This is a genomic window from Luteitalea sp. TBR-22 (genome assembly GCF_016865485.1).
Lineage (GTDB): Bacteria > Acidobacteriota > Vicinamibacteria > Vicinamibacterales > Vicinamibacteraceae > Luteitalea.
This window is the reverse complement of the sequence record NZ_AP024452.1, coordinates 1,304,493-1,316,542: the sequence shown is the minus strand read 5'-3', so window position 1 is coordinate 1,316,542 and position 12,050 is coordinate 1,304,493. Positions and strand designations below refer to the sequence as shown.

Below are 12,050 nucleotides of genomic sequence, written 5' to 3'. Positions count from 1 at the left end.
ATGCCCCCCTCCGCCACGCGTCCGTCCGCTTCCCGGCGCCTCGGCGGTGTCGTGGCCGCGCTCGGCGGCGTGCTGCTGTTCGGGTACACGCTGCGACAGACCGGCCTGGACACGATTGCGAGTGGCTTCGCACGGGTCGGCTGGGCCTTCGTCGGCATCGTGGCCCTCGGCGGGCTGCGTTTCGCGGTCCGTGCCTGGGCCTGGGTCCTCTGCACCGACCCGCCCCATCGGCTCAGGCTCCGCGACACGTTCCCGGCCCTCGTCGGCGGCGATGCGCTCGGCAACCTGACGCCGCTCGGCCTGGTGGTGAGCGAGCCGACCAAGGCCGCCTACGTGCGCGACCGCGTCTCGCTGATGAACGCGCTGTCGGGCATCGCGGTCGAGAACCTCTTCTACATCCTCACGGTGGCCGCGATGATCGGCGGCGGCACGCTCGCGCTGCTGTTCGAGTTCGTCGTCCCGCCGGCTCTGCGGGTGATGAGCCTCATCGCGCTGGTCGGCATGGCCGCCTTCCTGCTCGTCACGCTGGCGCTGGCGAGCGGGCGATGGCGTCCCCTCTCGTGGGCGTTGGACGTCATGGCCCGCCATCACCTGGGGCCGGCCGCCCTGCTGGCCCGCACGGCGAAACTGCGCACGCTCGAAGAGCAGGTCTACACGTTCGCGCGCCGGCACCCGTCGCGGCCCGTCCCCGTGCTGCTGCTCGAGGCGAGCTATCACGTGCTCGGTGTCGCCGAGACGTGGCTGACGATTGCGATGCTGTTGCCGGCCGGCACGCCGGCGACCGTGCTCGGCGCCTTCCTGCTCGAGTCGATCAACAGGTTCGTGAACGTGGCGTTCAAGTTCGTGCCGATGCGGCTCGGCGTCGACGAGGCGGGGTCGGGCCTGCTCACGCAGGTGCTGTACGGCTCGTCGGCGCTCGGGGTCACGCTGGCCGTCGTCCGCAAGGCGCGGATGCTGGTGTGGACCGGCGTCGGGGTGCTGTTCCTCGGCCTGCGCGGCCTCAATCCCGTCGACGCCTACGAAGCCGACGAGGCCTAGCGTCAGGGCGCGACGCGCGTCGACCTGAAGGTCGACGCCTACGAACCCTCCTGTGCGTGGCCGCCGACCTTCAGGTCGGCGGCTTCCATCCACGCCGCGGTCGCCGGGGCGCGCGACGGGTCGTCTCGCAACACCTCGCGCAGGCGCTCGAGGTCCTCGGGTTGGTCCACGTCGTCGAGGACGTCGAGCAGCACCACGCGTCGCTCCGCGAACTCGCAGCGACGCAGCGTGTCCATCAGCGCGTACCTCGTGCTCCAGCGCACGCCCGTGAACAGGTCGGGCACGTCCGGCCCCGACAGCCCCAGCAGGTAGTAGCCGCCGTCGGTCGCCGGGCCGAGCACGACCGGCGACGGCGTCGCGTCGAGCGCCGCGAAGGCCTCCTCGAGCACGCGCGCCTCGAGCAGCGGGATGTCGGAGCCGACGATGATGACCTGGCGCGCGCCGCGCCGGAACAGCTCGGCGAAGAGCGCGCGTTCGCGATCGCCGAGGGTGTCGCCCTTCTGGGTGATGACCTGCCCCGCCGGCACGCCGAGGTCGGCAAAGGCGCCTGGATTGCCGCCGGGCGCGATGGCGACGCGCACGACCGCGCCGGCCACCGACCGCGCCGTGGCCAGCACGTCGCGCAGGAAAGCGCGCTGCAACGCTTCGCGCGCCGACGGGTCGGGCAGGGCGGGCGCAAGGCGCGTCTTGGGTCCGCGCACCACGGCCGCCTCCCCGACGGTGATCACGGCCGCCGGGGCCAGCTCCGGCGCGCGCGTCATCACCACGACGACCTTCACATCTCCCTCCGGCCCTCGAGCGCCCGGGTCATGGTCACTTCGTCGGCGTACTCGAGGTCGCTCCCGACCGGCACGCCCATGCCGATGCGCGTGACGCGCACGCCGAGCGGCTTGAGCAGCTTGGCCAGGTAGAGCGCCGTGGCCTCGCCTTCCACCGTGGGGTTGGTGGCGAGGATCACTTCCTCGACGTCACCGGCGGCGACGCGCGCCAGCAGCGGCTTGATCCTCAGCGCATCGGGGCCGATGCCCTGCAGCGGCGACAGCGTGCCCATCAGCACGTGGTACCGGCCGCGGAAGTCCCGCGTCTTCTCGACCGCCACGACGTTGGCCGGCTCCTCGACGACGCAGATGACGCGCGGGTTGCGGTCGGGACTCGTGCAGTAGGCGCACGGGTCGACGTCGGTGATGTTGCTGCAGATCGAGCAGTGCTGCACCTGCGCCTTGACGTCGCGCAGCGCCTCGGCGAGACGCTCGGCGTCCTCGCGCGGCGCCTTCAGCACGTGGAAGGCCAGTCGCTGCGCCGTCTTGGCGCCGACGCCCGGGAACTTCTGCAGCTGCTCGATGAGCCTGACGAGCGGCTCTGGGTAGGGCGAAGACAATTACATGCCCGGCAGCTTGAGTCCACCCAGCATGCCGCTCATCGTGCTGTTCATCTTCTCGTCGGCCTTGCGCTGCGCGTCCTGCACGGCGGCGAGGATGGCGTCCTGCAGCATCTCCACGTCGTCCTTGTTCACGGCCTCGGGGTCGAGCGTGATCGCGAGGAGTTGCTTGGCGCCGTTGACCTTGACGCTCACGAGGCCGCCACCGGCGGTCGCCTCGATCACGGTCTCGGCCATCTGGCGCTGCATCTTCTCCTGCATCTGCTGCGCCTGCTGCATCATCTTCTGGATGTTCATCTGAACCTCGTCGGCCTTCGTCATTCGGCCTTCGGCCTTGGGTATACCCGTCTGGTCGGCCTTCGTCATGCGACTACGAAATCTTCCTCCCCTGACGTGCCCTGACCGTCGCCCAAGGGCGACGGCTACGTCCGGCGAGAGTGCATCCGGCGTTCGGCGTTCGGCGTTCGGCGTTCGGCGTTCGGCGTTCGGCGTTCGGCGTTGAACGTGAGACGTCAAACGTCAGACGTCAAACGTCAAACGTCATTGAATCTCTTCCACGTCCCTGACGTCGGCGGCAAACACGTCGAGCGTCGCCTGCACGGCCTCGCTCTTCAGGGCCTGATCCCTCAGGCGCGCCTTGTCCAGCTCGGTCGGGTCGGGCGCGGCCTCGGCGGCCTGTGCCACCACGCGAATCTCGAGCACGTGACGACGCCCGAGCACCTGCTGCGCCGTCTCCTCGATCCACGACCGTCGGCCCTCGCAGCGGGCCTGCTCGAAGTTGCCGGTCACCGTCAGCACCAGCTTGTTGCCGTCGATGGCGAACGTGGCCCTCGCGAGCGCCGTGCCGAAGAACGTGCGATTGCTCTTGCGCAGGGCCTCGACGAGTTGCTCGATGGTCCCGCCGCCGACCGGGGTGCCCGCATCGCCCGGCTCTGGAGCGGGCGGGGCGGGGGCGGCTGGGGGCGCTGCCGCCGGCGGGCGGGGCGCCACCGCGGCCGGAGGCGTGGCCGCGGCCACCGGTGAGGCGACCGACACCGGGCTGGCCGCCCGTGCACTCTCCGACAGGCGTCGCAACGCGCTGCCCGTGCCGGCCCCGGCGGGCGTGGCTGGCGTGACGGGCGCAGGGCGGGCCACCGGCGGCGCCGCGGGGCGAGCCCCGGCGCCGGCCGGCAGCGGACGTCCGCTGCCGAGCGCCTCGAGCACCTCGGAAATCGGGGCCAGGTGGCCGAGGTGGATCCAGCGCAGCAGCGCCATCTCGAGGTGGTAGCGCGGCTGCGCGGCGTAGCGCACGTCCTGCTCGGCGCGCGCGAGCACGTCGAAGGCGCGCAACAGGTCCTCGCGCGAGAAGCGCGCCGCGAGCGCCCGGAGACGCTCGGCATCGCCGGAGAGCTCGGGGTCGTCGAGGCGCGACGGATCGACGCTGACGACCATCAGGTCGCGCACCAGGCCGGTCAGCTCGCGCACGACCAGCTTGAGATCCTGCCCCGACTCGACAAGCCGGCCGACGGCGTCGAACACGTCGGCGGCGCGGCCGTCGGCGACGATGTCGGCCATGTCCATCAGCACGTCGCGGCCGATGAGCCCGAGCACGCTCGCCACGTCGGCCGCCGTGATCCGCTCGCCCGCGAACGCGATGACCTGGTCGAACGCGCTCAGCGCGTCGCGCATCGACCCCTCGCCGGCACGCGCGAGCAGCAGCAGCGCGTCGGGATCGACCTGCAACTGCTCGGCCTCGGCGATTCGCCCGAGCTGTTCGGCGACGCTGCGTGCGCCGATCGTGCGCAGCTCGAACTCCTGCGACCGCGACCTGATGGTCTCCGGGATCTTGTGCAGCTCCGTCGTCGCCATCATGAAGACGACGTGCGGCGGCGGTTCCTCGATCGACTTGAGCAATGCGTTGAACGAGCTGTTCGACAGCATGTGCACTTCGTCGATGATGAAGATCTTGTAGCGGTCGCGGGCCGGCGAGATGCCGAGGCTCTCGATGATCACCTCGCGCACGTTGTCGACGCCCGTGTGGGTGGCCGCGTCGAGCTCGATGACGTCGATGTCGCGCCCTTCCGCGATCTCGACGCAGGCGTCACACGTGCCGCACGGATCGGGCGTCGGCCCCTGCTCGCAGTTCAGCGCGCGGGCCAGGATGCGCGCGGTCGTCGTCTTGCCGACGCCACGGGCTCCCGAGAAGATGAAGGACTGGGCGATGCGCTTGCGGTCGATCGCATTGCGCAGCGTCTGCGTGACCCCCACCTGCCCGACGACGTCGTCGAAGCGCTGGGGACGCCACTTGCGGGCGAGCACCTGATAGGGGCGTGACACGGTGTGTGGGCTGGCTCGGGTGCTGGGCGGTGTCGCGGCCGAGTCTCACGTCGGCGGATGTCGGCCGGGTCGATCCCACCGCGACCCGGAGTACCCATGCACACGGCAGGATCCCCTTAGCGCTGCTACCTTCCGGTCCTGACGCGGTTCGAGGTCTGGCGTTGCACGGGCTCCGGGCCGCGGTGCGAGCGACCACGGCCGGCGGCCACCCGAGGGCGACCGAACTCCCAGTGTAGTCCGCGGGGGCTCGGGGCTCAAGGACTGGGCTCAGGGCTCAGAAAGCATACTGACCGAGTGAAGGCTCTGTGAGCCGTGAGCCTGCAGCCTCAGCTGTCGCCTGTTCAGCCCGTGACGCCCCAGGCGGCGGCCGTCTCTTCGGCAAACGCCCGGAACGCGCGCGGCGGATGGCCGAGCAGCGTCGTCAGGCGCGCGATGGCCTCGGGGGTGGCGCGCAGGCCCTTGGCCTGGAAGTGGCCGTACATGTGCCGGAAGTCGAAGGCCATCCAGTCGGGCATCATCGTGGCCGCCTGCCCTTCCCACGCGTCGAGGTCGTCGCCACCGTAGGCCACGGGACGCTTCAGCACGTCGGCCCAGACGGCCGCGGTGGAAGGTCCGGTCACGACCTCGGGGCCGACGAGGTCGTAGATCTGCCCTTCGTGGCCCGGCGTGGTGAACGCGATCGCGGCGGCCTCGCCGATGTCGCGGACGTCGACCCGCGAGGTGCCGACGCTGCCGAGCGGCTGCGGGTAGACGCCGTACTGCAGCATGGCGTCCTTGAACCAGTAGTCGTTCTGGAAAAAGTTGTCGGGCCGGAGGATCGTGTAAGCGAGACCCGACGCCTTGAGGCCGGCCTCGATGCCGACCTTGGCGCCGAAATGCGGCAGGTACGCGCCGCCGTCGACCTGGTGCACCGACAGATACACGACGTGCCTGACGCCGGCGGTGCGCATGCCGGTGATCGCCAGCAGGGCCTCCTGCGACTCGGTGGGGCTCACGGCGTTCAGGAGGAACACGCCGTCCACGCCAGCGAACACCGACCGCACGGTGGCGATCTGCGTCAGGTCGCCCGCCACGGCCGTGACGCCCTGCGGCACGCGCGCCCTGCCCGGATCACGCGTCAGCACCTGCACCTCGGCGCCGCGCGCCACCAGTTGCTGCACCACCTGTGAACCGACCGTTCCCGTCCCGCCCGTCACCAGAATGCGCATCGTCTCTCCTCGAAGATGGAACCGGCGCGCGCCCCGGGGACGTGCGCCGTGTGAGCCTACCGCAGTTGCGCGACGCGAGCGGCCGCGGCGTGGTCCGCACCGGTCAGGCCGGCACCGCCTGCTGCTCGAGCTGCTTGGGACCCGAGAAGTAGGCCGCACCCATCTGGCGCGCCACCGGATCGGGCAGGATGTCCTCGACGCCGGCTTCGAGGCCGTCGAGGATCGCGTGCGCGACCGCCGTTGGCGGCGTCTTCTCGAAGGGCAGGCGCGTCGCCATGTCGGTGTCGGTGGGACCGGGGTACACGCCGGCGACGAAGGTGCCCTGATCGCGCAGCATCGCCCGGGTCGCCTGCGTGAGCGAGTGGGTGCCAGCCTTGGCGGCCGCATAGGTCAGCGCCACCGGGAACCCGACGAACGAGCCGACCGACGCGATGTTGACGACCGCGCCGCCGCCCTGCGCCGCCAGCACCGGCCGGAACGCCTGCGTCACCGCCAGGGTGCCGAGCACGTTGACCTCGAACTCCTCGCGCCCGGCGGTGATCCAGCGCGGGTCGTCGAAGGCGCCGAACATGTGCGAGGCGACGCCGGCGTTGTTGACCAGCAGCGTGACGTCGCCGGCCCGGTCGGCGACCGCCGCGACCTGCTCGGGACGCGTGACGTCGAGGGCGATGGCGACGACGCGGCCCGCGCCGGCCGCGACGAGCGGCTCGAGCGACTCGGGGCGGCGGGCCGTCGCGTAGACGCGGACGGCGCCGCGGGCGAGCAACGCCTCGACGAGCGCCTTGCCGATGCCGCGATTGGCGCCCGTGACGAGCGCGGTGGTGCCGGAGATGTGCACGGCCATGGGAACGGACTCCTGCGAGTGACCCGGATGAACGACACGCGCCTGGCCGGACCGTGGCCGGGCGCGTGGAGGCGACGGCGACGCGCCGCGCCAGGACCAGACCGATCGGTCTGGTGCAGCGGGCTTGAGACTAGACCGAACGGTCTGTATAGTCAAGGCGTATGACGCGCGCTCCCGACGACCCGTCCCCACCAGCCGACACGTCGGTCCGCGAGCGACTGCTCGCCACCGCGAGCACGCTGTTCTATCGGGAAGGGATCCGCGCCGTCGGGATCCAGCGGGTCATCGAGGAGGCGGGAGTCGCCAAGGCGTCGCTCTACGCGCACTTCGCCTCGAAGGACGAGCTGGTTGCGGCCTACCTCGCGCGCCGCAGCGAGGCGGTGCAGGCGCAGTTTGCCGCCGTGCTCGACGGCGAGGGGGCGCCGGTGGACCGCCTGCTCGGGCTGTTCGACACCTGCCTGGCATGGATGGCGTCGGCCGAGTTCCGCGGCTGCCCGTTCCAGCACGCCGACAGCGAACTGGGGTGCGCCGAACATCCGGCGCGCAAGGTGCTCGCGGCGCACCGAGCCTGGCTGCAGGCACGAGTCGCTGCCGTGGTACGAGAAGCCGGGGTGCGGTCGCCCGACCAGGTCGCCGGGGCGCTCCTGGCGCTGTTCGAGGGCGCCGTGGCGCGGGCGCTCGCGGAGGGCACGCCCGCCGCCGGGCACGACGCGCGATGGGCCGCGACGGTGCTCCTTGGCCGAACGGGGGGGCCACGGACGCGAGTGGCGCGCGCGTGGCCCCGGAGTGGCCCGACTACTTCTTCTTGAGGTTCGCGCAGCGAGGGTCGCTCGGTGGCGGCGTCTCCTTCTTGCGACCGAAGCGTCCCAGCAGGCGGCCGCCGGGAATGGCGTCGGCCACCGACGGCTTCTCGGCTTCCTGCTTGGCCAGCGCCGCGCAGTACTCCTCGTCGGACAACGACGGATCGGGCTTGCCCTTGCCCGCCTCGCTGCCGCCCGACATCGCCGTCATGTCCATGACGCCCTCGGGCGAGATCATGTCCATGCGCGCGGCCTTGAAGCTGACGCGCGCGAACCACTCCTGATCCCACGTCACCTTCGGGTCGGCGGGGCGCGCGGGATGGATGAAGGTCGCCTCGTCGCCGTAGGCGGTGAACATCAGCATCGACCCGTTCCTGGTCGCCTTGACCACCTCCGCCGGCACGGCGCAGTCCGTCGTGGTCGGCGGCAGCACGGCCTTCAGGTCGATCAGGCGCTTCACTTCGGCGGGCGTGAGGTGCTCCATCTGCACGAACGTCGCGGGCCGTTCTGCCGACGACCACATCACGATGTTGGCCGACTCGTCGTCGACCTTCTCGGGCGCCATCACGCCGAGCGAGTAGCCGGTGGCGCGCGCCTGGCCGTTCCAGCTCAGGGCGACGGCGCCGGACGGCAGCACGGCGGTCTTGCTGTACCGAACCGGTTCCATGTAGGTCTTGTCGTCGGGCAGCGCGAAGTCGATCTTCGGCGTGTAGGTGCCCTCGATGACGTGCTGGCCGGCCAGCGTGGACCCGACCGGGAAGGTGGCCTCGAGGTCCTTGTTGCGCTTCCGGCGGTCGGCGTTCGGCCAGTCACCGTAGGTCTTCGAGTTGGTCACCGTCGGCGTGCGAACGCCACGCGCCGACACCGAGGCGGCCAGCGCCTGCAGCTCAGGATCGTTCTCGCCTCGCATCAGCTTGTCGAAGGTCAGGATGACCGGCTGGCCCGGACCCGCCTTCTCACCACATCCCCAGTAGAAGGTGATCTGCCCTTTCGGGGCCTTGTAGGCAGCCGTCCCGGACTCGCTCTTGCCGGGCTGCGGGGTTTCCAGGTAGATGGGCTTGTTGACCTGCGCGCCCGCCGGGAAGGTGTGGAACGCCTCGGGCTCGCCGGTCGGCGCCAGAGTGGTGCCGAGCCGCAGCTCGATCATGTGGCCCGCCGACGGCAGTCCCGAGGTGGCCATCTTCATCAGGCTGCCCATCGAGGGACGGCCACCGCCGGCCATGCCGCTCATCGCCAGCATGCCGCTCCCGGTGGTGGCGCCCATCCAGTAGCGCGACTCGGGCGGGGTCACCTGCTGCTCCTGCGTGGCGGCGGCCGGGGCCGGTTTGGCGCCAGCCTTGGGCGCCTGCGCGAGCCCGGACAGGCTGGCGGTCACCGCGAGGACTGGGACGGCTGCCGCGAACACGGCCAGCGACGTGCGCATGATTCTGGTCCTTTCTGACTCGAATGGGGCGCGATCCGCGCGGCGTGCGCACACAGCGGCCCCCGGGCAGCATAACGCCCGTGACTCGACCGACGAACGGAAGTGGTCGGCCGGCCGCCGATCGTGACAGCGCCGGCGAGATTCAGGCGACGGGCACGGCCCTGGCCAGGAACGCCGGATCGAGGGAGACACCGAGTCCGGGGCCGGTGGGCACGGTGAGCACGCCGTTCACGCACCGCAGCGAGGACGTCTCGGACGAAACGGGCAGGTCGTCCTCGCGGCCCTTGTACTCCTGGAAGGGCCCGGCGTTGGGGACACACGACGCGAAGTGCGCGACGTAGAGATAGCCCAGGCCGCCGCCCGACATGTGCGGCGTGCAGGGCATGCCGGCGACCGCGGCCATGCGGGCGACGCGGATCGATCGGATCAGGCCCCCGAAGTAGAAGAGATCGGGCTGCACGACGTCGACGCCGCGGTGCTCGATCATCCAGCGGAAGCGGCGGAGGCTGCTCTCCTGTTCGCCGCCGGCGACCGGCAGGGGCAAGGCGTCGGCGATCGCCCTGGTCTCGTCGTAGCTGTCGAAGGGCACGGGTTCCTCGAGGAACGCCAGGCCGTGGTCGCGCATCAGCGCACCGATGCGCAGGGCGGTCGGCACGTCGTAGGACCCGTTGGCGTCGGCGTGGATCGCCATCGCGTCGCCGAACGCCTTGCGGGTCAGCGGGATGAGCGCGAGGTCGCGGCGCGTCGACGCCTCGTCGTACCGCATCCGCGCGCCGAGGCGGAACTTGATCGCCCTGGCCCCGATCTCCTCGACGAGTCGCTGCAGGTAGGCCAGCTCCGCCTCCGGCGAGTTGCCGCGATTGCCGCTCGCGCGATAGACGGCGATGTCGCGCCGCCGCACGCCGCCGAGCAGCTCGCCGATCGGTTGCCGCGCCACCTGGCCGAGCAGGTCGAGTACCGCGAACTCGACGCTCGCCACCGGGACCCAGAACGACAGGCCCTGCCACTTGTAGTTGGAGTCGGCCAGGTACACCCCGTCGATCAGCGCCTCGAGGTCGCGCGCGTCCTTGCCGACGAAGAACGGCGCGACCCGGCGCGTGAGGATGGGCCACGTCGTCTCCAGCACCTCCGGATGCGCGACGGCGAGTCCCGTGGCACCCTCGCGCGACCGGACCCGCACGAGGTACTGGTCGCCTGCCTTCAGCAGTTCGACGGAGGCGATCGTCACCGGACTCGTGAACAACTCGCGCCGGAGGATGGGCCCCGCCGCCGCGGCAGCGATGCGTGCCGGATCGACAGGCGGCGACGCGTCCTGCGCCGCCGTGGACGCAGCCACCGCGCCACGCCCCGGGGCGCCGAGCCCGGCCGTCGCCGCAACCGCCGCCGCTCCCCACCGCATCACGTCTCGACGCCCTGCGCGCACGTCCTCACCCCCCACTTGGCCGAAGATGGCGGCGATGATAGCCGACGCGCTTCCCCGACGCGGCGAGGAACCGGGCAGCACGTGTGTGTCGGAGATGGTCCTCGGCTGTTGGACGAGCGACAGTTTGTGTGTCACCAGTGGCAGCCTGCACGGCCAGGGCCGGCCGATGTCGCGTAACTTCGTCTGGAAATCGCCACGCGACCGCGGTACGGCACTTGCATTGGCACGCGCCACAGGCGTGGAGGGTCCATGGAGCCGCTACGGGAACTGCTCGGGAGCAATCATCAGCAGACGCTGGAGTTCTTCCTGGTTGGTCTGCGCGAGGTGTCGGCGCCAGACGTCGACCGCGACGAACTGCTCTACAACGCCAGCGTGCTGGCGCACTTCGCGCAATCCTCGACGCAATCGACCGACGACCTGCCGACGCCGGCACACCTCGGCGCCGTCTTCGACGCCTATGTCCTCGACACGTCCATGCGCGAGGACAGCGGGATGATGGAGACTGCGGGCGCCCAGTGCCTGCTGCTCGCGGGGTACTTCGAGGATCAGATGCGTCGTCGTCACACGATCCGCTGGTATGCCGACCTCGGCGCCGGCTTCTATCGCCGGGCCGCGGCCACCGAAAGCCAGGCACGGAAGGCACGGCTGCTCAGGGCCATGGGCTCGCACTTCGAGTCGTGGCGCCAGCGCCACGCGCAGCTCAGTCGTGAGTTGAGGGACCGTCCGTACCTGCTCGGCCCGCCGCCAATCATGTAGGGACGGGCTGGAGTCGAGGCCGCGCGCGCCGGCGCAGTTGCCGACGCCGCGGCGCTGCTGGTGATCGGACTGCCGACCGCCGACTGCCGACTGCCGACTGCGGACTGCCTTCGCATACACGCGTCGGCCGCACGAGTGAGTATGCTTCGTGCCATGCCGTCCCCCCGCCTCGCGATCCTCGTCCTCACGCTGGCCTGCCAGGCCATCGTCGTCCCGGTCTCTGCTCAGTCGCCCACGCCGGTCGACGGCACTGGATGGCAGCCGCTGTTCGACGGCCACTCGCTCGACGCGTGGCGTGGTTATCGTCGCGAGACGCTGCCGGAGCACGGCTGGGCGGTCAGCGACGGCCTGCTGAAGACGGTGCCCAAGGTCAAGGGCAGCGAGCTCATCACGCGCAAGGCGTACCGCGACTTCGAGCTGGCGTGGGACTGGCGCGTCGCGCCGGGCGGCAACAACGGCGTGAAGTACTTCGTGACCGAGGCACGCCCGTCGGCGCCCGGGCACGAGTACCAGATGATCGACGACACGGGCTACCCGGCCGCGTTGACGCCGCTGCAGCACACGGCGGGCTTCTACGACGTCCTCGCCGCCCGGACCGACACGGCCCTGCGGCCGGCCGGCGAGTGGAACACCTCCCGCATCATCGTCCGCGGCACGCGCGTCGAGCACTGGCTGAACGGCCAGCACGTCCTCACCTACGAGTTGGGCAGCCCCGAAGTGAAGGCCGGCATCGCGGCGAGCAAGTTCAGGAACGCGCCGGGGTTCGGCGACAAGATCGACGGGCACATCATGCTGACGTACCACCAGGACGAGTGCTGGTATCGCAACATCCGGATCCGCGAGCTGCAGTAGCCCTGCGGCGCG

The 12,050-nt window shown here is 70.9% G+C and carries 12 protein-coding genes and 1 other RNA gene; 4 read left to right on the top strand and 9 right to left on the bottom strand.

Annotation, left to right across the window (positions count from 1 at the left end; all coding sequences use genetic code 11):
* Nucleotides 1–1,038, top strand: coding sequence for a hypothetical protein (locus tag TBR22_RS05400; RefSeq protein WP_239491936.1), 1,038 nt, complete (start codon nucleotides 1–3; stop codon nucleotides 1,036–1,038).
* A 38-nt stretch (nucleotides 1,039–1,076) separates the two neighbouring features.
* Here TBR22_RS05400 and TBR22_RS05395 read toward each other — a convergent pair whose 3' ends face one another.
* The 7 genes from TBR22_RS05395 to TBR22_RS05365 all read right to left on the bottom strand — a co-directional run bounded on the left by TBR22_RS05395 (nucleotide 1,077) and on the right by TBR22_RS05365 (nucleotide 6,784).
* Complete coding sequence (locus TBR22_RS05395; RefSeq protein ID WP_239491935.1) at nucleotides 1,077–1,817, bottom strand: TIGR04282 family arsenosugar biosynthesis glycosyltransferase; 741 nt, start codon at nucleotides 1,815–1,817, stop codon at nucleotides 1,077–1,079.
* Nucleotides 1,814–2,416, bottom strand: coding sequence for a recombination mediator RecR (recR, locus tag TBR22_RS05390; protein ID WP_239491934.1), 603 nt, complete (start codon nucleotides 2,414–2,416; stop codon nucleotides 1,814–1,816). Before recR ends, TBR22_RS05395 begins: the two co-directional genes overlap by 4 nt.
* Nucleotides 2,417–2,713: a YbaB/EbfC family nucleoid-associated protein gene (locus tag TBR22_RS05385; protein ID WP_239491933.1), complete on the bottom strand. Its 297-nt coding sequence runs from the start codon at nucleotides 2,711–2,713 to the stop codon at nucleotides 2,417–2,419. It abuts the gene before it with no gap.
* A gap of 243 nt (nucleotides 2,714–2,956) precedes the next feature.
* Nucleotides 2,957–4,732, bottom strand: a complete 1,776-nt coding sequence (gene dnaX, locus TBR22_RS05380; protein WP_239491932.1) for a DNA polymerase III subunit gamma/tau — start codon at nucleotides 4,730–4,732, stop codon at nucleotides 2,957–2,959.
* Nucleotides 4,733–4,812: 80 nt separating this feature from the next.
* Nucleotides 4,813–4,910: signal recognition particle sRNA small type (ffs, locus tag TBR22_RS05375), an RNA gene on the bottom strand.
* 163 nt (nucleotides 4,911–5,073) lie between these two features.
* On the bottom strand, nucleotides 5,074–5,940 hold the full coding sequence (locus TBR22_RS05370) for an SDR family oxidoreductase (protein ID WP_239491931.1): 867 nt from the start codon (nucleotides 5,938–5,940) through the stop codon (nucleotides 5,074–5,076).
* A 103-nt stretch (nucleotides 5,941–6,043) separates the two neighbouring features.
* The gene (locus tag TBR22_RS05365; RefSeq protein ID WP_239491930.1) at nucleotides 6,044–6,784 is read right to left on the bottom strand and encodes an SDR family oxidoreductase; all 741 of its coding nucleotides are present in this window, start codon (nucleotides 6,782–6,784) and stop codon (nucleotides 6,044–6,046) included.
* Between the two features lie 161 nt (nucleotides 6,785–6,945).
* On the opposite strand from TBR22_RS05365, the gene TBR22_RS26785 reads away from it, so the two are divergent.
* Nucleotides 6,946–7,593, top strand: coding sequence for a TetR/AcrR family transcriptional regulator (locus TBR22_RS26785; protein WP_305068769.1), 648 nt, complete (start codon nucleotides 6,946–6,948; stop codon nucleotides 7,591–7,593).
* Here TBR22_RS26785 and TBR22_RS05355 read toward each other — a convergent pair.
* Nucleotides 7,580–9,007, bottom strand: a complete 1,428-nt coding sequence (locus tag TBR22_RS05355) for a hypothetical protein (RefSeq protein WP_239491929.1) — start codon at nucleotides 9,005–9,007, stop codon at nucleotides 7,580–7,582. The two genes, TBR22_RS26785 and TBR22_RS05355, sit on opposite strands and share 14 nt — an antisense overlap.
* A gap of 142 nt (nucleotides 9,008–9,149) precedes the next feature.
* Nucleotides 9,150–10,406, bottom strand: coding sequence for a mandelate racemase/muconate lactonizing enzyme family protein (locus tag TBR22_RS05350; RefSeq protein WP_239491928.1), 1,257 nt, complete (start codon nucleotides 10,404–10,406; stop codon nucleotides 9,150–9,152).
* A gap of 273 nt (nucleotides 10,407–10,679) precedes the next feature.
* Here TBR22_RS05350 and TBR22_RS05345 point away from each other — a divergent pair, with 273 nt between their 5' ends.
* Complete coding sequence (locus TBR22_RS05345) at nucleotides 10,680–11,186, top strand: hypothetical protein (protein ID WP_239491927.1); 507 nt, start codon at nucleotides 10,680–10,682, stop codon at nucleotides 11,184–11,186.
* 153 nt (nucleotides 11,187–11,339) lie between these two features.
* Complete coding sequence (locus TBR22_RS05340; protein WP_239491926.1) at nucleotides 11,340–12,038, top strand: DUF1080 domain-containing protein; 699 nt, start codon at nucleotides 11,340–11,342, stop codon at nucleotides 12,036–12,038.
* Nucleotides 12,039–12,050 lie beyond the last annotated feature (12 nt).